This is a genomic window from Actinoplanes sp. CA-015351 (genome assembly GCF_050955685.1).
In the GTDB taxonomy this organism is placed as follows: Bacteria; Actinomycetota; Actinomycetes; order Mycobacteriales; family Micromonosporaceae; genus Actinoplanes.
Window position 1 is genome coordinate 6739208 of the sequence record NZ_CP192102.1, and the last position, 21992, is coordinate 6761199.

Sequence of the window (21992 nt, forward strand, 5' to 3'; positions counted from 1 at the left end):
CCCAAATCCCCGCCACCCCCTTATCGACGCCGCTGGCTGGCTGCGCTTGCGGCCGTACCCATGCTTCTTGTGCTCTTTCCGCCGCTGGCAGCGCTTGCGGCGAACTCGCTGACCGTCTACTACCAGCCGGCCACGACGTGGACCTCGGTGAACGTTCACTACGCGCCCACCGGCGGGTCGTGGACCACGTCGCCGGGTGTGGCGATGAGCGCCGACGGCTGTGCCGGATGGTTCCGCAAGGAGATCGATCTCGGTGACGCGACAGGTGCCCAGCTGACCTTCAACAACGCGGCCGGGACCTGGGACAACAACTCCGGGCGCAACTACAGCGCCGGCACCGGTGTGGTGACGATCGCCGGTGGCACGGTGGGGTCGGCGGTTCCGTGCGGGACGGCCAACACCGCGACGATCTACTACCGGACCGCGTGGGCCACGAGTTATCTGCACTGGGCGCCCGCCGCCGGGTCCTGGACCACCTCCCCCGGCGTGGTCATGAACGAGACGGCCTGTGCGGGATGGGCTCGCAAGACGGTCACCCTCGGCAGCGCGAGCGCGCTGCAGGCGACGTTCAACAACGGATCGGGTACGTGGGACAACAACTCCGGTCAGAATTATCGGCTCGGTGCCGGGGTGACCACGGTGACCGGTGGCGTCGTCACCGGGAACACGAGCTCACCGTGTGCCGTCGTCTCGCCTTCTGTTTCCCCCTCTGTTTCCCCGTCCGTTTCGCCCACTGCTTCTCCGTCCGTCTCACCTTCTGTTTCGCCCACTGCTTCTCCGTCCGTCTCGCCTTCTGCTTCTCCCACGCCGTCGGCCTCCACCCCGGCGACCACCGGCTCGATGCTCGGCGGCGACCCGCGCAAGGACAGCATCTACTTCGTGCTGACCGCGCGGTTCTACGACGGCGACAGCGCCAACAACCGGGGTGGCAGCCAGAACACCAAGTCCGGGAACGCCGCGAACAACGACCCGATGTTCCGCGGTGACTTCAAGGGCCTCGTCGACAAGCTGGACTACATCAAGGCGCTCGGCTTCTCCGCCGTCTGGATCACGCCGGTGGTGCTGAACCGGTCGGACTACGACTACCACGGTTACCACGGGTGGGATTTCTACGAGGTGGACCCGCGGCTGGAGTCGGACGGAGCGTCGTACCAGGATCTGATCGACTCGGCGCACGCCAAGGGATTGAAGATCTACCAGGACGTGGTCTTCAACCACACGTCCCGCTGGGGCGCGAAAGGCCTGTTCACGCCGACCATCTACGGCGTCCGGGACAGCCAGTGGAGCTGGTACTACAGCGAGAAGGTGGCCGGCAAGGAGTACAACCCGCTCGCAGAGAACGCCACCGGCAGCACCTACAACGGCGACCTGTGGAGCAGCACCGCGCCGGCCGGCAACACCTGCCCCAACTACGGCCTCGCGACCGGAGCGAAAAGCAGTGAGGGGTACGCGCTCTACAACTGCCAGTGGCCGTCACCGGCCGCCAAGATGTTCCCGGCCGATCTGTTCCACCAGTGCTGGATCGGCAACTGGGAGGGTGAGGACGCGCGGTCCTGCTGGCTGCACGAGGACCTGGCCGACCTGAACACCGAGAACGCGACAGTGCGGGAGTACCTGATCGGCGCGTACAAGAAGTACATCGACATGGGTGTGGACGGCTTCCGCATCGACACGGCGGTGCACATCCCGCGCGTCACCTGGAACCGCAAGTTCCTTCCGGCGCTGCAAGCGCACCTCACATCGAAGTACGGCGCCGCCAAAGCCAAGGACTTCTACATCTTCGGCGAGGTCGCCGCGTTCGTGAACGACAAGTGGAACCGCGGCTCGGTCAACCACTCGGCACAGTTCTTCACCTGGAAGGAACGCAAGGAGTACTCCTCCGACGACGTCGCTGCCGCGCTCGAACAGTTCAATTACGAGAACAACCTGGGTACGGCGAACCAGCCCACCAGCACGAACGCATTCCTGTCGGTAAACAGTTACCACGCGCCGGACCACAGCCAGTTCTCCGGGATGAACATCATCGACATGCGGATGCACATGAACTTCGGTGATGCGTCGAACGCGTTCTACAACGGCAAGGATTCCGACGACTCGGTGAACGACGCCACGTACAACACGGTCTATGTCGACTCGCACGACTACGGCCCGAACAAGTCGTCGACCCGGTATGCCGGCGGCACCGACGCGTGGGCCGAGAACATGACGCTGATGTGGACGTTCCGCGGCATCCCGACGCTCTATTACGGCTCGGAGATCGAGTTCAAGGCCGGCCAGAAAATCGACTGCGGTCCGACGTGCCCGCTGGAGACAACCGGCCGGGCGTACTACGGCAGTCACCTGGCCGGCTCGGTGACCGCTTCTGATTACGGTGTTGTCGGCTCGGCCAGTGGAACGGTCGCCACGACGCTGGCGCAGCCGCTGGTGAAGCACCTGCAGCGGCTCAATCAGATCCGGCGTGCGGTGCCGGCGTTGCAGATGGGCCAGTACTCGACCGAGGGTGTCAGCGGCGGGATGGCGTACAAGCGGCGGTACACATCCGGGAGTGTGGACAGTTTCGCGCTCATCTCGGTGTCCGGCGGGGCGACGTTCACCGGCATCCCGAACGGTACGTACGTCGACGCGGTCACCGGCGACACGAAGACCGTGACGGGTGGTTCGCTCACGATCAGCCTCAGTCAGAAGGGCAACCTGCGGGTGTACGTGTTGTCGCAGTCCGGCAACCCGGCCCCGGGCAAGGTCGGGGCAGACACGACATACCTCAAGTAGACAAAAAGGCCGCGCCGACTGGAGTCGCCTTGCTTCAAGTCGACATGCATTGCTTCGGGGCGCCGCGGCTCGACATGCGCGCCGTCGGCGGTTTGCCGACGGCGCGCCGCGTCAAGGCCGGGGCACACAGCGTGTGAGGGCCAGGGCACACAGCGACCGCATCCAGACGAATCGGACACCGTGCCGCCATTTCGGCCCGGGAACGCGACTCGCCCCCCAACGTGGACGGGATCGTTCGAGGCGGGCGTGGCGGCTTGGCGGATCCTGGGCTCTGCGGGTGGGGGTGTTCTCGTCAGGTGGTTGCCTTCTCGCGCAGGGCTTCGGCTACTGCCTCGCGGACTCGTTCTTCCTCGCGCTGCTTGCGGGTGGCCCGGCGGCGGCGGGTGAGGATCACTGCGGCGATGAGCAGGGCGATCAACGCGACCACCAGCACGGTCAGCGACCACGGGAATGCCCACACCCGGGCTGTCGCTGTCACCGGGTCCAGGGACGTCGTCGAGCCGGACGCGTCGGTGAGCAGCGGGGTCAGGGTCGCGGTGGCGGCGAGCAGGACTGCCGGGGAGACGTTGTGGACGGGTACGGTCACCGTCCAGGATTCGCCGGGCAGCAACTCCGGAGGGGCGTCGATCGCGCCGGCGTCGGTGCGTAGCCAGCCGAACGGGCCGGCGATCGACACCTGCTGACGAGCCGACTCGACCGCGTTGCCGGTATTGCGAATCGTGTAGCTCACCGTGGCGTCGCCCTTGCCAAAAGCGCCCCCGCCGAAAGCGCCGGCCAGGGAACCCGCGGACGGGCCGTCGAACGAGACCTTCAGATCTTCAACTGCCAGACCGGGTACGAGATCACCGCCCACCCGCAGTTTGATCTTGATGCCGAGTCGGCGCTCGACGTTGATGGTCTCCTGGGAGGCCTGGGTCAGCGAGGTCAGGATGCCCCCCACGTAATCACCGGGTGTCGCGTTCGCCGGAACGTCCACGGTGAACGGAACCTCGGCCGAAGCGCCGGCCGGGACCGTCACCGTCGCGGCGGAGGCGTGCACCCAGGCGCCGATCGCCACCGATTTCTTGTCGGCGGTGAGCAGGTCGAGCTGTCCTTCGCCGGTGGTGTACCCGTCGGCGGTGTAGACGGCGAGCGTGATCGGCGCCTTGCCGTGGTTCGCCACCACCAGGGCGTCCGAGGTCTCGGCGCCGGCGTTGACCGCGTAGGTGTAGCTGGACCGGTCGGCGCCGTAACTGTTCGACGCGGTCCGTACCGTCCAGGTCACGTCACCGTCGGCGGCGAGCGCGGGCGCGCCCGGCACCAGTGCCGCGACAACGGCTGCCAAAACCAAAGCGATGCGCATCAAAATCCTTAGTAGACAGCGGTGGGGCGGCCGCCGAAGACGACCGCCCCACCAAACGAATCAGCTGCTCAGTGCAGTGATCGTGAGGGTCGTACGGTAATTGCCCTTGGCGACGTCAGCCGGGATCTTCAGATCCAGGTCGGCACCGAGGCGGGCGGAGCCACGGGTGTGGCCCTGCGCGGCGGAACCGAGGCCACGGGAGACCGACAGGCCCTTGCCGTCGGTGCCGTAACCGGACTCGACGGCAGCGCCGGCCGAAGCACCCGCGCCGGCGTCGGCGACGAACGGCGTCCAGCCCAGGTACGAGCCGGAGAACGTCTTGTCGGCGTCCTTGAAGTCGCCCACGCTGGCCGAGAGTGACCACGGCGAGAGGGAGCGACGCGAGTCCGACACCTTGATCGGGTTGATCTTGCCGGCCGCGGTGAAGTAGTCACCCGGCTGCTCGACAGCGGTGCCGAGGTCGACCAGGCCGTTGTAACCGTCGATCGTCCAGCCGAACTCGCCCGGCTTCGCGTTCGGGACGTTGACCTGGATGTCCTGGCTGTCGCCGTGGTACGGGTGAACCGTCACCTTGTCGACGACCGAACCGACCGGCTGGGCCTCGGTGGTGTTGGTGCAGGACGAACCGAGCTCGACCGACGCGTTCGGCGCGGCGCAGGAGCCGCTGCGGATGTTCTCCACGACGAGCTTGTCGCTGCGGACACCGACCTTCACGTAGGAGCGCACGTGCTCCTGGTTCTGGACCGAGCTGTACCAGTAGTCGCTCGGCTTCAGCGGGTCTGGCCCGTTGGTGCCGCTGGCGTCCGGCTTGGTGATGTCGTAGTACTTCGAGCCGGAGGCCGAGTTCGCGGTCACGTACAGCACGCCGCCAGGACCGGCGAAGACGTCCTCGGCAGCGGGCTGCTCGGCCGCGTTCGCCTTCTCGCCGTTCTTGATCAGGTAGCTGCGGGCGTAGACGTGGTCGTGGCCCTGCAGCACCAGGTCGACCCCGAGGTCCGAGAACGTCTTCGGGAAGTCGGTGCGGCGAACCTTGGCGTCCGAGTCCTTGGCGTGCGAAGCAGCCGAGTAGATCGAGTGGTGGTAGACCAGCACCGTCCACTTGGCGTCGCCGCCGTGCTGCTTGACCACGTCGGTGACGTACGCGACGTGCGCCGCGTCGCCGCCGCCGCCCTGCGAGGTGGCGTAGCTGTTGCTGTTCAGGTCGATGAACAGGGTGTCCTTGTAGATGTACCAGTAGTCGCCACCGGACGTGTTCGACGCCGGCTGGCCGTTGGAGTAGTACGCGGCCGAGCGGTCCGTGTTCGGGGTGAACAGGTGCTGCTCGTACGCCTTTCCGCCGACGTCGTGGTTGCCGATGGTGGCCACCCACGGGTACTGACGCAGCTTGTCGGAGGCCAGGAAGGCGTTCCACTGCGACTCGGTGTTGGCCGTCTCGACCTGGTCACCGCCGGAGACGAGCAGTTCGGCGTTGGGGTTGGCGGCCAGCGACACGTCGAGGGTGTCGGTCCAGCCGGCCTGGTCCTTGGCGACGTTGCCGGACGCGCCGATCTGCGGGTCACCGTAGAAGAGGAAGTCGTAGTCGCCTTCGAAGTCCTGCGTCTTGAAGGCGTACGCCGACGACCAGTTGCCCTCGGAGCCCACCCGGTACGAGTACGCGGTGTTCTCCTTGAGCCCGGTGATCGTGGCGTGCCGGTTGTAGCCGCCGCTCGTGGCGATGTTCGCGGCACCGACGGCGGCAAACGTCGCCGCGGTCGCCGGGAACTCGCCGGTCACCAGGTCGGCGGTGGGCGCCAGCTGGATGGCTTGGGCGTTGTCGGCCGACGAGTACCAGCTCACGATGCGCTGGGTCTCGTTGGCACCGACGCCGAGGATGACGCTGCTCAGCGTGGCCGTGTCGGCGGCGAGGGCCGGGGTGGCCACTCCGCTGCCGAGGGCGACCGCGACGCCGAGGACCGCGGCCGTGGCGCTCGCGGCGACACGACTGCGGCGGGACAGATGGGTTCTCATCGGTGTCCGTTCCTTGCTTGATGAGAGAAAACGCTTCCCAATGGGAAAGAACAGGAAGCGCCGATCAAGCTCGTCCTGCGTCTTGAACCGCAGGTGAACAAGATCAAGATCGGCGGTGCTCAGGACGCGAAGATCCGCTCGACGAACCAGATGAGCCCCATCACAGCCACACCCGCGCAGAGCAGCCCGGTCACCCAGTTGCCGATCCGCGGCGCGCGCCGGCGCAGCAGCGTCAGCGCCGGGAAGGCCAGCAGGATCAGTCCGATCTGCACGCTCTCGATGCCGACGTTGAAGACCAGCAGCGACCACAGCAACGTCCATGACCATGCCTCGTCGATGCCGAGCGCCCCCGCGAACCCCAGCCCGTGCACCAGCCCGAAGAGGAACACCACAACAAGGCGGCCCCAAGCGGTGCCGGAGCCGGAACCACCACGACGCACCTGGACGAGATGCCAGCCCGCCACCACTGCGATCGACAACGCGATGATCGGCTCGACCACCCTGGCCGGCACCGAGACCAGCCCGAGAGCGGCGAGCACGAACGTCACCGAGTGGGCGACCGTGAACGCGGTCGCCGCGAGGACGATCTCCCGCAGTCGTCGCGAGCCGGCGATCAGCGCCAGCAGGAACAGGATGTGGTCGATACCGAAGAGCAGGTGTTCGGCGCCGAGCACGAAGAACTCGCCGAACCGCTGTCGCCAGCTCTGCGCGGTGGAGAAGACCGGGTGGCCGGCGTCGAGCGCGGCGCTGCCGTCCCTGCCGTCGATCTCGTACGTGACGATCGTCTTGGTGTCGCGCACGTATGTCTCGGCGTCCGGGAAGAGTCCAGTTCGGATCTCGTGCTCACCGGTGCGCTCCGCACACGCCCAGTCGAGCACCAGCGTCGTGTACGGGACGCCGTCCCGCGTACCCATGGTGAAGGGCCCGGAGGCCGACGGCGCGCAAGCGTCTCCGCCCGCGGTGACCGAGAAGCGGTCGGTGACATATCCGAGAGCCGCAGCGGAGTGGGCGTTGAGCGCGGCGGCCTGAGCGGCGGCGTCGCCGGCGTCGAAGGCCGCGGTTCCGTCCTGGAAGAGCTGGTCGTCGTCGCGGTAGTCGGCGGCGGAGACGACCAGGAGGTCGTATTCGAGTTCGAGCGCGGTCCGGACGTGGCCGGACCCCCCGGGCGTGACGTCGGCGTAGACGGTGGAGGAGAACCCGTGGGCGAGTGCGGGACCGGCACTCGCCATCAGGGCACCAGCTCCGATGGTGAGGACCGCGAAGGCACGGCGTAGATGATGTTGCACGGCGGGACACGCTGCACCGTCCGGGTTAACAAGATCAAGATGTTGGGCGAACCGCTGGAGACATCCTGGTCGCGGCGTTCCGATAACCGATCCGGCACGTGTATCAAGGGACCCGTGCTCCGCCTGCTCACCGCGTCTCTCATCGCCGCTCTCCTGCTCACCGGCTGCTCGTCCGCGGATGACTGGTCGCAACCACGACCGGTCCCGGTCCCGGTCGGTGCCCTCGGCGCCGGCTTCGTCGACACCGCCTCGTTGCCCGCACCTGAGTCGACGATCACGCCCAGCCCCGGCTCGTGGGACGGCGTGCATCCGCCCGAGGGTTACCGCGTGGTGCTGCTCACCACCGGATCCGACGCCCCGACCAGGACCCTCGTCACCGCCGTGCAGGAGTGGGCCGACGCCGAGGAGGTGTCGTTGCGGACCGTCACGGCGGACGCCGCCAACCCGGTCGACGGCATCGTCGAGGCGATGGACCTGAAGCCGGACCTCGTGGTCAGCGCCGGTGACGGCCTGGTCGACCCGCTCGCGCTGGTCACGCCGAACCACCTCGACCAGCAGTTCCTGGTGGTCGGGGCCGAGCTGGCCGAGCCGACCGGCAACGTCACCGCGGTGGACTGGACCGGCGCGTCGTTCCGCGGTGAAGGGCTGGGCGCGGCGTCCGCGTACGACCCGGCGTCGTTCACAGCCGAGCGCAGCGCGCGCGCCATCCGAGCCGGCGCGGCCGCCGTTCTGCACCAAGTGACCGGTTTCGTCATCTGGATCAGCTGAGTGTCCTTATTCCCGCTGTTCTCGTGAAAAACCCGACCCTGCCGTTAACCCTAGTTCGGCCATAGGATTTTCGGAGTAACGAGAACGGGGAGTCGCCATGTCCTTGCACCTCGCTCTGGAGGTCGCGCGTGAGCACCTGGACCTGGAGGTCCCCGCGTGATCGACGTCGTGGTGGTGGGCGGTGGGGCGATGGGCTCCGCGGCGGCGTGGCAACTGGCCCGGCGCGGCACGGACGTGCTGCTGCTGGAACGCTTCGCGCCGGGCCACCACGAGGGCGCCTCGCACGGCGCGTCCCGGATCTTCCGGCTCGTCTACGCGGAACCCGACTACATCGCGCTCGCCCGCCGCGCCCTGACGCTCTGGTCCGAGCTCGAATCGGCGACCGGAACCGACCTGCTCGACCTGACCGGCGGCGTGGACCACGGTTCGCCGGCGCTTGTCGAGCCGATCGCCGCCGCCATGGAGGCCGCGGGCGTGCCCGGCCAGTGGCTCGCCCGTGAGGAGGCCGCCGAGCGCTGGCCCGGCCTGCGCTTCGACGGCCCGGCCTTCTTCCACCCCAGCACCGGCCGGGTGCACGCCGACAATTCGATCACCGCCCTGCAGGCGGCAGCCGCCTCGCAGGGCGCGGTGGTCAAGCATGAGACTCCGGTCCGGCACATTCTGGTACGCGGAAACGACCACGCCGAGGTAGTCACCGATGATGGTGTGGTGCACGCTCGACGGGTGGTGGTGGCGGCCGGAGCCTGGACGGCCAAGCTGCTGCCGTTCCCGGTCTCGTTGACCGTGACGCAGGAGCAGCCGGCTCACTTCACGCCGCTTTCCGAGGACGTCCGGTGGCCCAGTTTCATCCACCACGGGCACCGGATCTACGGCATGCTGACCCCCGGTGAGGGCGTGAAGGTCGGCCTGCACGGCATCGGCATCCCGGTCGACCCGGATTCGCGTGACTTCGCCGCCGAGCCATCCCGGGCCGCGCAGCTGGCCGATTACGTCAGCGCGTGGGTGCCGGGTGTGGATCCGGCGACGGCGGCGCCGGTCAGCTGCACCTACACCACGACGCCGACCTCGGACTTCATCGTCGACCGGACCGGTCCGCTGGTGGTTGCGGCCGGTTTCTCCGGGCATGGGTTCAAGTTCACGCCGGCGATCGGTGAGCTGATCGCCGACCTGGCCGGCGGGGCAACGGGGCCGCACCGGTTCTCGTTCGCCGCCCGTGATGTGCATCCCTAGATCACCCATCGGGACGAAACCGCGCATAGCCTCGAAGCAGCGGAACAGGAGTACCCACATGGCCATGCGATCGGCGCTCGAACCACTGCGGCTGCGACGGGTCTTCGGGTCCTTCCCGACCGGCGTGACCGTCCTCGCCGCCCTGGTCGACGGGGTGCCCACCGGCCTCGCCGCCAACTCGTTCGTCTCCGTGTCGCTGGACCCGCCGATGGTGTCGGTCTGCGTGGCGCACACCTCGACCACCTGGCCGGTGCTCCGGCAGGCCGCGCGGATCGGGGTGAGCGTGCTCGGCGCCCACCAGGAGAACGCAGGCCGGCAGCTCAGCGCCCGCGACACCGACCGGTTCGCGGCGCTGGACTGGCAGGCCAGCGACGACGGCGCGATCCTGCTGGACGGCTCCAGCGCGTGGCTGGACTGCTCCATCGAACAGCAGATCCCGGCCGGCGACCACGACATCGTGCTGCTGCGGGTCCACGACCTGGACGCCGATCCGGACGTCGCACCCCTGGTCTTCCACGGCAGCCGGTACCGCCGCCTACTAGATTCACCCCCGTGAGATTCTTCCCGCGCTCGGCAGCAGGCTGGACGATCGCCGTCTTCGGCGTCATGGCAGCGCTTTTCGGCGCCCTGGGCCTGGCCCTGCCGTCGGTCGTGCTGGACACCATGGGTCTCGCGTCGATCCCGGCGAACCAGCGCTCGGAGTTCGACTACACCCGCGTCTTCGTGGCGGCCTCGTCGATGGCGTCGCTGAACATGGGCGTGTACTACGTGGTGGCCGCCGCTACCGAGTGGCGGCCGTTCTTCCGCTTCACGGTCCCGTTCCGGCTGCTGACGTTCACGGTGTTCACGGCGCTGGTGGTGACCGAGGTGGCTCCGTACGGCTTCATCGGGGTGGCGCTGTGGGAGGCCGCCGGAGCGGTCGCCACCGCCCTGGCCCTGTTCTACGACACCCGCCGCCCCGCTCCGGTCAGCTCGTCCGAGGCCGCGCGGTAAGCACCGACGACCGGCAGCCGACGGTGACCGGCTCCAGGCGGCGCGAAGGCCCGTTACCCCTCGTTGCGCGACCGGTCCCCCGCTCCTTCACAGATCTTGGAGACTTCTGGTTGCGGAGTGTTACGCGCTGTCACGGCGAGGTTAGCCGGTAGCCGATGTATGGAGCATGGTGGTGCCTCCAGGCTCCGCCCGTCTCCAAGATCCCGCGGGCACGACACGCAGAGCGACGAAGGCAGTCCCCGGGTGAACCGCGCACCGCTTGGCCGGCTCCGCCACAGACAGCCCTAAAGCGTGTTGATTTAGGGTGCGATGCGAACCTGGCGTCGACATGAGCAGCCGTTTCGCAGCGTGCGTGTGGACATTGGGTGCGGATCGCACCCTAAATCAACACACTGGGCCAGGCCCCGGTTGTGCGGTCGCTCCGGGCGAAACGGCTGGGTGTTGGGCGCGGCGGTGGAACTATCTCAAGAAGAACAAAACGACCGTCAAGGACCACGGAACGGGGGGTGTGCTCGTTCATGAGTTTCTTCGGCTGGAGGTCCACGCCGCCCACAGGCGTGCGTAGAGGCCGTGGGCCGCGACGAGTTCGTCGTGTGTGCCTTGCTCGGTGATGCGTCCGTGCTCCATGACCACTATCCGGTCGCAGGCGGCGGCCTGTGACAGCCGATGGGCGATCACCACCCCGGTACGACCGGCCAGGGCAGCTTCGGAGGCGCTGTCGAGGAGGTCGGCGTGGGTGGAACCGGCCTCGGCGGTCGCTTCGTCGAGGATCGCCAGGTCAGGGTCGGTGAGTAGCAGGCGTGCGAGCGCTATCTGTTGTGCTTGGGCGTCGGTGAGCGGGAGTCCGCCGGCGCCGACCACAGTGTCGAGGCCATCCGGCAACAGGTCGAGCAGGCCGGCTGATCCGGTGGTCACCAGCGCCTCCCGTACTTCGCTGTCGGTGGCGTCCGGTGCGGCCAGCGTGAGGTTCTCGCGCAGCGAGCCGGCGAAGACGTGCACCTCCTGGGTGATGACTGCCGTGCGCTCCGGCCGTGCCACGGTCCCGGCATCAGGCGGGTGGATACCGGCGATCACGGTTGCGAGTGTGGTCTTGCCCGCGCCGGATGCTCCGACCACGGCGACGCGCTGACCGGAACCGATGTCGAGGGAGACGTCGTTCAGCACTAGCGGGCCTTCGTCGTACCTGAACGCGACCTCGTGGAGCCGGACGGAGGTGCCTGCGCCCGGCGCCGGGCCCGGCCGGTCCGCCGCATCCTCCGGAATCCTGATGACGCCGATCATGCGGCTCAGCGAGACGAGAGCGGACTGGAGGGTGTCGATGACGAACAGCAGCTGGTTGACCGGTCCGAGCAGACGCAGCACGAGCAGCATCGCGGTGGTGGCAGCGCCGACGGTGGAGGTTCCGTGGCCGGTCAGGACGAACCCGACGACGAGCACCGCGGCCAGGCTCAGGCACTCGCCGACGTTGAGGCGGGCGTTGAGCATGCTCTGCACGGTCCGGGCGCGCAGCGAGCGCACCGCGACACCCCAGGAGGCGTTCATCACGGCGCGGTGCCGCTGCTCGGCGAACCCGAAGCCGAAGCCGAGCACGGTGGCGTATCCGCGCTGGGATTCGAGGATCTGCTGGGCACGCGCGCTCATCGCCGACCGCTCGGCGCGGTACACCTGCGGCCCGGTACGCAGGTACCAGCGCATGGCGAGCACGTAGACGGGCAGCACGACGGCGAAGGCGGCGGCGTACGGGTATTCCAGCGCCGCAAGACCGCCCAGTGACACGACGATGGTGAAGGCGGTCACGGTGAACGCCGGGATCACCGCGGGGGCGGCGTCGGCCACAGCGGTGACGTCGTCGCTGGACCGGGAGATCAGGTCTCCGGTCCCGGCCCGTTCGACGATGTGCTGCGGGAGTGTCATGGCGCGGCCCACGAGCCGTTCACGCAGCGCGGCGAGGATGGTGTGGTAAACCCGGGTGGCGAGCACGATCGTCACCGCGGTGCCCGCCGCGCCGAGGATCGCCGAGAGTGCCATGACGGCAGTGAGGGCCAGCACGGTGCGCAGGTCGGCGGTGCCTGCCTGCACGTGGTCCACGAGGTTTCCGATTGCCACCGGTGGGATCAGGCCGATGCCGGTGCCGACGATCCCGAGCGCGCCGGTCGCAGCGAGCTGGAGCCGGTGCCCGTGGCTGAGCCGCCACACCTCCGCGGCGGTCTCCCGACCGCCCGCCACCGGCAGTCCAGCATCGGCCGAAGCGGACTCGGTGGCCGCGGATGCGCCGGTCACTGTGCTCCCCGGGCATCCGCCGGCGCATCGACGAGCAGCTCGATGACGCGGTCGCAGGCACCGAGCAGTGCCGGGGCCGAGGCGATCAGCAGCGTCGAGCGCCCCTGACGGATGTCGTGCAGCCGGCCGGCGATGGCATGCTCGGTGACCGAGTCGACCGCGGTGGTCGGGTCGTGCAGCACGAGCACGGGCGCCTCGCCGGCCAGGGCGCGGGCGAGCGCGACCCGCTGGCGCTGGCCGCCGGACAGGCGGTTGCCGCCCTCGCCGGCCGGGGCGTCGAGATCGGCTGCGAAGTCGTCGCAGGCTGCGGCGTGCAGCGCTGTTTCCAGGCGGGCGGCGGCCACGCGCTCGGTCACGGTGAGGTTGTCGCGGAGCGTGCCGCTGAACAATGTCACCCGGTGCGGGGCGACAGTGACCCGGGATCGGTACTCGGCCGGCGACAGCTCCCGCGTCGGGAGTCCGTCGAGCCGGACCTGGCCCGCGTCGCTGGCCCATGGGTTCAGCAACGTGCCGGCAATGCGAGCCGCCGTCCGATCGTCCGTGAGGATTCCTACCAGCTCACCCGGCTCCACCCTGACCGAGTTGCCGTGGCAGGAAAACTCCAGCACCGGAATTGCCGCGACCTCGAGAGGGGTCGCGTCGCCGGGTGCAGGCGTGTGGGTGCCGCCGGCCCGCAGGACGTCGAGGATGCGGGCGGCCGAGGCGCGGGCTCCGGCGAAGTTGGGGACGGACACGTTCGCGATGGACTCGATCTGCGGCAGGAGTGCCTGGGTGAGGCCGACGGCGGCGATCAGCTCGCCGATGCTCAGCTGCCCGTCGACGGCGAGCCAGCCTGCCAGTCCGATCACCGTCGCGACGAACACGCCGGTGACCACCCCCGAGCCCACCAGGAATCCTCCCAGCAGGCCGGCATTGCGTTTGGCGCCGGCGAGGGTCCCCTGGCTTGCCTGCCGGTACCGCCTGGTCGCCTCCGCTTCGGCGCTCAGGCCGATTCCCTTGACCACGCGGTACCCGGCGACCAGGTCGGTGGCCCGCCCGACGGTGGAGGCCAGCAGCTCCTGGTACTCGCGGGTGTCCCGGGAGAACCGCTCGCTGAGCATGCCCATCAACCAGACCGCGGCAGGCGATCCGATCAGCACCACGAGTCCGAGCAGCCAGTGCGCCGCCAGCAGCGATGCCGCGATGAACCCGATGGCCGCGATCCGCGCGAGCGGCATGATCACCAGGATCACCCCGTTGGACAGGCGGGCAACGTCGTTCGTCATCACCGACACGACGCTGCCGTCCGGCGGATGGGCGGTGCCGTCGACCGGATGCAGCACGCTCGTGGAGAGGGTGCCGCGGAGCCGGTGCTGCAACAACTGCACCGCATAGGCGGTCAGCCGCAGGGAGAGCTTCGCCGCCGACGTCAACGCGATGTACAGGGCGACCAGCACACCGAGCCACAGCGTCAGTTGTCCCGTGTCCCCGGTAGCCAGCGCGCGGTCGATCGCGAGCCCCATCACCACCGGGACCACCGCCTCGCCCACCTGCCACACGATCGCCAGCAGCATCGCGGGAACACTGACCCGTGTCACCGAGAAGATCACGCGCAGCAGGAACCCGCCCGGAGTGATACCGGCCGCGGCCGCGAACGGCCGGACATCGATCGGTTCGGCGGGGACGTCCAGCAGGACGGGCAGCCGGCGGGTCAGTGGTCCCCGGCCCAGTCCCGCCGGGTCGGCCAGGTTCACAGCCGTCTCCTGGCTTCGGTGAACAGCAGCCAGGCCAGGTAACCGCCGCCGAGCGTAACGGTGATGATCCCTACCGGCAGTGGAGTGGGTGCGATGTGCTGGGCGATGTAGTCCGCTGCCAGGCACAACAGTGCGCCGACCAATGCGGCGGGTGCGAGGGTGATCCCGGCGGTGCGGGCGAGCCTCCGGGCGATCTGCGGCGCGAGCAGGGAGATGAAGGCGATCGGCCCGGATGCGGCGGTGACGGTTGCGGTCAGCGCCACACCCACCACGATCAAGCAGAGCCGAGCGTACGAGACCCGCACCCCCTGAGAGGCGGCCGCGTCGTCCCCCAGCTCCATCTGCCGCATCGGCCGGCTCAACATCGCCGCCAGCAGCAGGAGCACAGCGATGCAGGCGCCGCCGATGACCACCTGATCCCACGACACACCGTTGAGCGACCCGGCACCCCATGAGGCCGCGGCCATCGCCTGCTCCAGTTCGGCCTTGAGGATCAACCAGGTGTTCAGCGATTCGAGCATGGCCGATACGCCGATGCCGACGACGATCAGCCGGAACCCCTGTACCCCCCGCCGGTAAGCGAGCACGTACACGGCGAGGGCGGTGCCCATGCCGCCCAGCAGTGCCCCGCCGACCAGCTGCCAGTAGGAGCCGTTGACGACCAGGATCACGATCAGCGCTCCGGTGTAGGAGCCCTGGGAGAACCCGATGATGCCGGGGTCGGCGAGCGGGTTGCGCAGCATCGACTGGAAAACCGCGCCGGACACCCCGAGCGCGGCGCCGAACACCAGCGCCGCCACCACCCGGGGCAGCCGCCACTCGACCACGATGTCGTGGACGAGCCCGGCTTCGCCGCCGGTGAGCGCGGAGATCACCTGCCCGGGACTGAGCTGGTACGAGCCGGTCATCAGCGCGAGCACCGCCACTGCTGCGGCCGCGGCCGCGAGCACGGCGCAGACGACGACCGAGCGCCATTCGAGTCGTACCGCGATCCTCCACCGCCGCAACACCAGCGCTCGCCGCGCGGACGAAACGCCGGTGCTCACAGTCCGCTCACTTTCTTACGCCGTACCAATGCGATGAGAACAGGAGCGCCGACGAACGCGGTGACCACGCCGACGGGGATCTCGCTCGGGTGCATGACGACGCGCCCGAGGATGTCGGAGGCCAGCAGCAGGATCGGGGCCAGCAGAACGCTGTAGACGAAGATCCATCGCTGGTGCGGGCCGACGATCCAGCGAGCCACGTGCGGCACCATGAGCCCGACGAAGCCGATGGGTCCGGCGATCGCTGTCGCTCCGCCGGCGAGCACGGTGAGCGCGATGATCCCGAGAACGCGGGTGCGGGCCAGCCGGACACCTTGAGCGACCGCCAGATCGTCACCCAGGGCCATGGCGTTGAGAGGACCGGCCACCGCGAAGGCCAGGATCAGGGCCGCCGCCAAGAACGGCAGGATCGGCCACACCAGGTCGAGTGGCCGGCCGACGATCGAACCGGCATTCCAGGACCGCATCGCGTCGAACGCGTCGGGGTCGGTCAGCTCCAGCGCCGACCCGGCACCTCGGAGAACCGCGCCGACGCAGACCCCGGCGAGCACCATGACCACCGGCGATTGCCCCTGCCGGGTCGTACCGAGGGCGAGCACCATCAGGGTGACGATCAGCGCCCCGGCGAAGGCGAACCACATGTAGCCGCCGATGTCGCGGATGCCGAGCAGCCCCACAGCGACCGTCACCGCGAACGAGGCGCCCGCGTGGATGCCGAGGATGCCCGCGTCGGCCAGTGGATTGCGGGTCAACGCCTGGATCAGCGCTCCGGACACGCCGAGCGCCGCGCCCACGACAAGACCGACGACGGTACGCGGCAGCCGGTAGTCGCGGATCGCGAACTGATCGATGTCGGCGGTCGGATGGAACAGTGCGTCCCAGACCACTGATGGCGCGATCGTGGTCGACCCGATCATCACGCTCAGCACCAGCAGGACCAGCAATGCCACGAGCGCGACGACCAGTCCGGTGAGGCGCCGACGCGGTCCGGGCACCGCCGCGGTGCCCGGACCGTCGTGGCGCGGGGCGAGAGTTGTCACCCCTTGGCGGGCAGCGTCGCCAGTGCGGTGCCGAGCGAGTCCAGGTACTGCAGGACCGGCCCGTAGGAGTTGTTGCCGGGGCAGAAGACGCCGAGCGCGCGACCGGACTTCACGGCGGGCAGCGCCTTCCAGGTGTTGGTGGCGACCACCGGCGCGAACGGCGCCTTGGGCTGGCCCGCGGCGTCGACCGGGTAGGTGATCACGTCGTACTTGGACAGCTCCGCGAGCTGCTCGAACGGCAAGGACGTCCAGCCCAGCGGGTCTGCGCCCTCGGCTGCCTTGGGGAAGTTCATACCGAGGTCGCCCTGGGCGATTTCGACGCAACCGAAGTCCGCGACGGAGAACGTACCGGGATCGGAGCTCTCCCAGCGGTCGAGGTTGACGAACTTGGTGTCGGCGATGAGCGCGCTGTAGGTCTTCTGGATGGTGGCGATCTTCTCCTGGAACTGCGCCTTCTGCCCGCTGAGCCCCTCCGCGACGTTGCCGGCCTGCGAAAGTCCGTCGGCGAGCTCCTTCCACTCGACGTCGAGCCCCCAGAAAACGGTCGGGGCAACCGATTCCAGCTGCTTCTTGATCTGCTCGAACTCGGTGTCGGGGAGCTGGGCCAGGATGAGGTCCGGCTTCAGGCCGGCAAGCTTCTCCATGTCGACCTGGTCGCCGCTGGCGCCGAGGGTCGTGGCCGCCTCGAACGTGGCTTTCTGCTCCTGGGGAATGAGGCCGAGTTCGGAGGCACCCACCTCGGTGACGCCGACCGGCTTGCCACCCATGTCGATCAGCGGAAGGGTCGTGTTGCCGATCGTGACGATCCGCTGCGGGTCGGCAGGCACCTCGACCGGGCCGTTGTCCGCCGTCACCGTGCGCGTCGCAGCGGTCGTGGTACCGGCGTCGTCGCTGGTGCTCTCCTCGCCGCATCCGGAAAGGACGAGCGTGACACTGAGCAGGGCGGCGGCCAGAGCCGCGCCCTGTCGCCGCGAAGGTGTCGTTGTCATATCTGTGCTCTTCTTTCTCTTCTTCATGAGGGGATCAGCTCGTGGACCGTGGTGCCCCAGCCGACGGTGTGCTGCGCGGCGCGGACGAGACCGGCCCGCGCGATGACGGCGTCGAGTTCGGCGGCGGTACGCAGGCCGGAACCGTGCACGGTGAGGGCGAGCAGATCGGCCTCGCCGTCGTGTTCGTCGAGGTCGTCGGTGTCGAAAAGGTCTTCGATCAGCAGCAGGCGGCCTCCCGGCAGGAGGTTCTCGGCTGCTCGGCGCAGGGCATAGGCGGCGTCCGCGTCAGCCAGGGTCTTGAACGCGCGGATGACGAACACGGCGTCGGCCGGCGGGCTGGGCTCGAAGACGGACTGTTCGACCACGCTGACCCGCGCGCGCTGCTGCTCGTCGGGGATGGTGTCGGGCAGGTCGCGGCGCAGCCAGTCGGCTTGGGCGGGCAACGCGCAGATCGTCACGCGCAGGCTGTCACGGGCGGCGACGAACTCCCGGACCTGGGCGCCGGCGCCGCCGGAGTGGACAACCAGGTGCTTGACTCCGGCGAGCAGCTCGGATTTGGCGATCGGCTCGGCCAGCGCGGCCTGGAACTTCGCCAGCCGTTCCAGGTAACGATCCTCGTAGTCCTGCTCGGTCCGTACCTCGGTGAAGGTCTGGCCGGTGACCGCGACGTATGACGCCTGGCCGGTGCGAATCGAGGTGGTGAGCCCGTAGATGCCGAGCATCTCGCGTCCCGCGGCCCCAGCGGGGTGCAAAAGGTCGACCATGAATTCGAGGGTCAGGACCTCACCTACCGGCGTCAGCGCGTAGTGGCCCGGTCCGGTCCCGGTCAGGATGCCCAGGGCGTGCAGGTAACGCAGCAGCTTGCCCAGCGCCCGCTCATCGGCAGCCACCTTGGCGGCCAGGTCCTCGACACCGGTCACGCCTCGGGAGATCAACTCAGGTATGCCCAGCTCGACAGCCGTACGGATCGCGATCGGTGCGATCAGCTCGGCCAGATCGTGGAGCTTCTCGAACGGTGTTCTGGTCTTCTCCGGGTCGGGCACCGCGTTGTCGGTGTCCAGGACGACGACCTCGCCGCGACGCCAGTACCCGATGAACTCGATGTCCTCCTTGGGCACGCCTCGGTCCTCGACCAGATGGCGCCGGATGTCTCGCACCGACCGCTGTTCGCCGGCCAGCCACGCGAACGGCTTGCCGTCCTGCCAGCCGTAGTTCCGGACAGCATCAACCAGGAGGGTTGTCGTGCCGGCCTCGGCGCCGTCGCGCACCAGCCAGGTCACTTCGACGCCGGGCAGCTCCCGCAGCTCCTGGCGGAATTCGTTCTCGGCGACCTCGATGAATACCCGCGCCCTCGTCTCGGTGGGCAGTTCATCGAGAAGCCGGGCGATCGCGGGGATCGCCGTGTCGTCGCCGGCGACCAGGAGCCAATCAGCGTCGTGCGGATAGGCGCGGGACGCACTCGGGCCGAAGAAGTGGATGCGGTCACCGACCTCGGCACGGTACGCCCAGGTGGTGCCCACGCCGACGCCGTGCTTGACGAAGTCGACGTCCAGTTCCCCTGCCTCGGGATCCCAGCGACGCACCGTGTAGATCCGCGACAGCGGCCTTGGATCTCTTGGCAGGTCCAGGCCCTTTTCCTTCTGCACCGGCAGCACCGGCTCGGCCTGGCCGGGGTAGCGGAACACCAGCCGGATGTCGTCGTCGAAGCCCGACGAGTCGAACGCCGGCTGAGCGAAGCCGTTCGCCGAGGTGAAAGCGCGGAGCTGTGCACCGGCCAACGTGATCCGCCGCATTCCCGGCGTCAAATCCCGTACCCGTACGACCTCGACCTCTCGCAAGGTCAACGGGCGCACGGTGATCCGGCGTGAGGTCTTCGGCATGACGCTAAGGTTAGGCAATCCTTACTAGTGATGGTGTGCGTAGATCGCCATATAGTTAGGACATGGGGGAAGTGGATCTACCTCTGCTGGGGCCGAGCCGACCGCCGCCGATCCCTCGGGTGCGATCGAGCGGTCTGTGGGACCAACCCGAGCATCTGCTGCTCTGGGTCCGGACAGGTTCGGCGTGCATCCGGATGGAGGGCACTCCGGAGTTCCGGCTCGCCGAGGGCGAGGGTGTCTGGATTCCGTCGGACGGAGGCAAGAACCGGTGGACGGTCGACACCGAGCCCGGCACTGTCGCCTTCCCGTTGCTGGCACATCCGAAAATCGCCGCCGAGGACTTGTCGGAGCCGAGGCTGGTCGTGATTCCCGACGGCTGGCAGGACTGGCTGATCCAGCACTTCAATCTCATGGTCACGCCGCTGACCAGCCACGAATACTCCCAGGACGCGCTCGTCGACCTCCTCCGTGGCTCCGGCCGGCGACCACTCGTGCCACACGGGGACACCGGAACATCCGCGGTGGATCTACCGGTCATGCCGAGAGCCAGCGGGGCCCGGGTGGTGGCCGACGAACTACTTCGGAATCCCGCACTCGACCTCACCGTCGCCGAATGGGCGGCACGGGTGCTGTCCAGCCCGCGTACCCTGCTCCGCGACTTCCGTGCTGACACCGGGCTGACCTTCGAGCAGTGGCGGCTGCGCTGCCGGTTGAACGCGGCTGTCGAGTTCCTGGTCGCCGGGTACGAGGTCGACCAGGCCGCCGCTCGGGTGGGCTTCGCCAGCCGCAGTGGATTCACCCGCGCGTTCAGGCAGCAGTTCGGGTCGACACCCTACGAGTTCAGCCGGACACTCGCTGCCCAGCGTGTCTTCGGTGACCACTCGCAGCGCGCGACCGCGGCGCGTCAGGCCAATGACCTCGTGACGATGGTGCGGGATGGCCGCGGCTCACCCGACGCACCCGCATTGCTCCCGGCGACCCGCACGACCCCGCACACCAACAACTTCCATGTGCTCAGCTGGGTGTACCGCGGCAGCGGCTACCTGGACATCGGCGATCGCCACTACGAGCGAGGGAGAGGGGTCGCGACCTGGATCCCGGCGGGCGTGGAGCATGTCACGGGTCTTCGCGCGAACTCGGTTTCCCTGCCGATCGGGAACGCGACCACCGGTGAGTTGCAGCTGACCGAGCCGCTGCAGACCCAGTTCTCGCCCGCCTGGGACGACTACCTGATGTTCTGCGCCATCAGCTCCCGAACCCCGATGCGACCGGACGACTACAACCCCAGCCAGGTCCTCGAGCCTTTCGCCGACCAGCTCGCCGCGCGGCGAGCGCTGTCGCTACCGATGCCGACCGGCTCCCGGGCACGGGGAGCGGCAATGGATTACTTGCGCCGCATCGGTACTTCCGGCGGATCGGCGCTCGACGTGCCCGCCGACATCCACCGGGCCTTCCGCGAACAGACCGGAATGACCTTCGCCCGATGGCGTTACGCCGCCCGCATGCACACGGCCCGCGACCTGCTCGCCGGCGGCGCCAAACCCAGCGCCGTCGCCCGCCGCGTCGGGTACGCCCATCTGCCGACGTTCAGCTCCGCCTTCACCCGCTTCCACGGCCTCTCACCCCGGGACTACGCAGCCCGTCAGGTCGACCAACCACCTGGATGACGGCGGATCAGGCGGTGGTGCCAGATGTTTTCCGAGTAGTTGAAGGTTGCCACAGTGGAAAACATCTGCGATAGTTTCCCCCATGGAAAACAATGTGGACGTTCCGAGCCCCTCCGAGGCCCGCGAGGCACTGGCCGGCATCAACACGGTGCAGCGCGCCGTCCGGGACACGCCGTGGCCCACCTGGCTCTACCCCGTCAACGCCCTTCTGCTGGGCGCCATGACACTGACCTTCGCGCTGGGCGACGACGGCTTCATCCCGCTCCTCGCCACCAGCGCCGTGCTCATCGCGGTCAACACGGTCACCGGGTACCGGATGGGCACCCCGTTCACGTACCCCACCAGCCGCATCTTCCTCGCCTCGGTCGGCGCCGCGATGGCCTGCATCCTCGCCGCGTTCATCGTCGCCGATCTCACCACCCGGACATGGCCGATCATCGTCCTCGCCATCACCGCGGCCGCCGCATACCTGGCCGGCGCCGTAGCGCACCGACGCTCCACCGGCGCGCCCCGGTGACCCCGAACCTCGACCCGATCATCCACCCGACACACCGGCTGCGCATCTGCGCGATGCTCGTCGCCGGCGGCACGCTGGAACTGTCGGTCATCAAAGAACACCTCGACCTGAGCCCATCGGCACTCAGCAAACAAGTCGCCGCCCTCCTCGACGCGGGTTACGTCAAGCAGGAACGCCTCGGCTCGGACACCCGGCGGGTGTGGTTGTCGATGACACGCCAGGGGCAGCAGGCGTACCAAGGGCATGTCGCCGCACTCCAGGAGATCGTCAACGCGACAACGGTCCCCTCGATCGACTAGTGGGCCGTGTGAGAGCGAACGACTGCTGGATCTGCCATCAGTTGATCACCGGCGACCTTTCAGCGGTAGGACGCCCTGGCGACCGGATCATGCAAGCGAACGATTCAATACGCCGAACACCACTCTCACTGCAATGCCGATGAGAG

The 21992-nt window shown here is 68.5% G+C and carries 17 protein-coding genes; 8 read left to right on the forward strand and 9 right to left on the reverse strand.

Translation table 11 applies throughout. The annotated features are described in order from the left end of the window. The first annotated feature begins 60 nt into the window (after positions 1-60). Complete coding sequence (locus tag ACQP2E_RS30620; protein ID WP_433826412.1) at positions 61-2769, forward strand: carbohydrate binding domain-containing protein; 2709 nt, start codon at positions 61-63, stop codon at positions 2767-2769. Between the two features lie 292 nt (positions 2770-3061). Here the strand turns inward: ACQP2E_RS30620 and ACQP2E_RS30625 are convergent, their stop codons facing one another. The 3 genes from ACQP2E_RS30625 to ACQP2E_RS30635 form a co-directional block, all read right to left on the reverse strand. Beyond that, on the reverse strand, positions 3062-4111 hold the full coding sequence (locus ACQP2E_RS30625; protein ID WP_433826413.1) for a WxL protein peptidoglycan domain-containing protein: 1050 nt from the start codon (positions 4109-4111) through the stop codon (positions 3062-3064). Between the two features lie 60 nt (positions 4112-4171). Next, complete coding sequence (locus ACQP2E_RS30630; RefSeq protein ID WP_433826414.1) at positions 4172-6118, reverse strand: fibronectin type III domain-containing protein; 1947 nt, start codon at positions 6116-6118, stop codon at positions 4172-4174. Between the two features lie 119 nt (positions 6119-6237). Continuing rightward, positions 6238-7404, reverse strand: a complete 1167-nt coding sequence (locus ACQP2E_RS30635) for a HupE/UreJ family protein (protein WP_433826415.1) — start codon at positions 7402-7404, stop codon at positions 6238-6240. 114 nt (positions 7405-7518) lie between these two features. Between ACQP2E_RS30635 and ACQP2E_RS30640 the strand changes: the two genes are divergently transcribed. The 4 genes from ACQP2E_RS30640 to ACQP2E_RS30655 all read left to right on the forward strand — a co-directional run bounded on the left by ACQP2E_RS30640 (position 7519) and on the right by ACQP2E_RS30655 (position 10395). After that, positions 7519-8172: a hypothetical protein gene (locus ACQP2E_RS30640; RefSeq protein ID WP_433826416.1), complete on the forward strand. Its 654-nt coding sequence runs from the start codon at positions 7519-7521 to the stop codon at positions 8170-8172. A gap of 156 nt (positions 8173-8328) precedes the next feature. Next, on the forward strand, positions 8329-9402 hold the full coding sequence (gene solA / locus ACQP2E_RS30645) for an N-methyl-L-tryptophan oxidase (RefSeq protein WP_433826417.1): 1074 nt from the start codon (positions 8329-8331) through the stop codon (positions 9400-9402). 58 nt (positions 9403-9460) lie between these two features. Further along, positions 9461-9958, forward strand: a complete 498-nt coding sequence (locus ACQP2E_RS30650) for a flavin reductase family protein (protein ID WP_433826418.1) — start codon at positions 9461-9463, stop codon at positions 9956-9958. Positions 9959-10008: 50 nt separating this feature from the next. Next, complete coding sequence (locus ACQP2E_RS30655) at positions 10009-10395, forward strand: hypothetical protein (RefSeq protein ID WP_433834100.1); 387 nt, start codon at positions 10009-10011, stop codon at positions 10393-10395. A 516-nt stretch (positions 10396-10911) separates the two neighbouring features. On the opposite strand, the gene ACQP2E_RS30660 is transcribed toward ACQP2E_RS30655, so the two are convergent. From ACQP2E_RS30660 to ACQP2E_RS30685, 6 genes are read right to left on the reverse strand one after another with little or no spacing between them, the layout of a single operon-like run. Then, entirely contained in the window at positions 10912-12675 is a 1764-nt protein-coding gene (locus ACQP2E_RS30660; protein WP_433826419.1) for an ABC transporter ATP-binding protein, read from the reverse strand. After that, on the reverse strand, positions 12672-14408 hold the full coding sequence (locus tag ACQP2E_RS30665) for an ABC transporter transmembrane domain-containing protein (RefSeq protein WP_433826420.1): 1737 nt from the start codon (positions 14406-14408) through the stop codon (positions 12672-12674). The genes ACQP2E_RS30660 and ACQP2E_RS30665 overlap by 4 nt, the downstream gene beginning before the upstream one ends. Further along, positions 14405-15454 carry a FecCD family ABC transporter permease gene (locus tag ACQP2E_RS30670; RefSeq protein WP_433826421.1) on the reverse strand — a complete coding sequence of 350 codons (1050 nt, stop codon included), beginning with the start codon at positions 15452-15454 and terminating at the stop codon, positions 14405-14407. Before ACQP2E_RS30670 ends, ACQP2E_RS30665 begins: the two co-directional genes overlap by 4 nt. Next, entirely contained in the window at positions 15451-16494 is a 1044-nt protein-coding gene (locus tag ACQP2E_RS30675) for a FecCD family ABC transporter permease (protein WP_433826422.1), read from the reverse strand. The genes ACQP2E_RS30670 and ACQP2E_RS30675 overlap by 4 nt, the downstream gene beginning before the upstream one ends. Beyond that, the gene (locus ACQP2E_RS30680) at positions 16491-17483 is read right to left on the reverse strand and encodes an ABC transporter substrate-binding protein (RefSeq protein ID WP_433826423.1); all 993 of its coding nucleotides are present in this window, start codon (positions 17481-17483) and stop codon (positions 16491-16493) included. The genes ACQP2E_RS30675 and ACQP2E_RS30680 overlap by 4 nt, the downstream gene beginning before the upstream one ends. Before the next feature lie 23 nt (positions 17484-17506). After that, a complete protein-coding gene (locus tag ACQP2E_RS30685) occupies positions 17507-19363 on the reverse strand; it encodes an SIP domain-containing protein (RefSeq protein ID WP_433826424.1) in 1857 nt (618 codons plus the stop codon). A 119-nt stretch (positions 19364-19482) separates the two neighbouring features. On the opposite strand from ACQP2E_RS30685, the gene ACQP2E_RS30690 reads away from it, so the two are divergent. From ACQP2E_RS30690 to ACQP2E_RS30700, 3 genes are all read left to right on the forward strand, one after another. Continuing rightward, entirely contained in the window at positions 19483-21030 is a 1548-nt protein-coding gene (locus tag ACQP2E_RS30690; RefSeq protein WP_433826425.1) for a helix-turn-helix domain-containing protein, read from the forward strand. An 82-nt stretch (positions 21031-21112) separates the two neighbouring features. Continuing rightward, on the forward strand, positions 21113-21547 hold the full coding sequence (locus ACQP2E_RS30695; protein WP_433826426.1) for a hypothetical protein: 435 nt from the start codon (positions 21113-21115) through the stop codon (positions 21545-21547). Continuing rightward, entirely contained in the window at positions 21544-21846 is a 303-nt protein-coding gene (locus ACQP2E_RS30700) for a transcriptional regulator (RefSeq protein WP_433826427.1), read from the forward strand. Before ACQP2E_RS30695 ends, ACQP2E_RS30700 begins: the two co-directional genes overlap by 4 nt. Positions 21847-21992: the final 146 nt, after the last annotated feature.

What these genes read in the sequence shown, in the direction of transcription:
- ACQP2E_RS30620 (WP_433826412.1), top strand. Translation starts at nt 61, where the DNA reads ATGCTTCTTGTGCTCTTTCCGCCGCTGGCAGCGCTTGCGGCGAACTCG.
- ACQP2E_RS30625 (WP_433826413.1), bottom strand. Translation starts at nt 4,111, where the DNA reads ATGCGCATCGCTTTGGTTTTGGCAGCCGTTGTCGCGGCACTGGTGCCG.
- ACQP2E_RS30630 (WP_433826414.1), bottom strand. Translation starts at nt 6,118, where the DNA reads ATGAGAACCCATCTGTCCCGCCGCAGTCGTGTCGCCGCGAGCGCCACG.
- ACQP2E_RS30650 (WP_433826418.1), top strand. Translation starts at nt 9,461, where the DNA reads ATGGCCATGCGATCGGCGCTCGAACCACTGCGGCTGCGACGGGTCTTC.
- ACQP2E_RS30655 (WP_433834100.1), top strand. Translation starts at nt 10,009, where the DNA reads ATGGCAGCGCTTTTCGGCGCCCTGGGCCTGGCCCTGCCGTCGGTCGTG.
- ACQP2E_RS30680 (WP_433826423.1), bottom strand. Translation starts at nt 17,483, where the DNA reads ATGACAACGACACCTTCGCGGCGACAGGGCGCGGCTCTGGCCGCCGCC.
- ACQP2E_RS30685 (WP_433826424.1), bottom strand. Translation starts at nt 19,363, where the DNA reads ATGCCGAAGACCTCACGCCGGATCACCGTGCGCCCGTTGACCTTGCGA.
- ACQP2E_RS30695 (WP_433826426.1), top strand. Translation starts at nt 21,113, where the DNA reads ATGGAAAACAATGTGGACGTTCCGAGCCCCTCCGAGGCCCGCGAGGCA.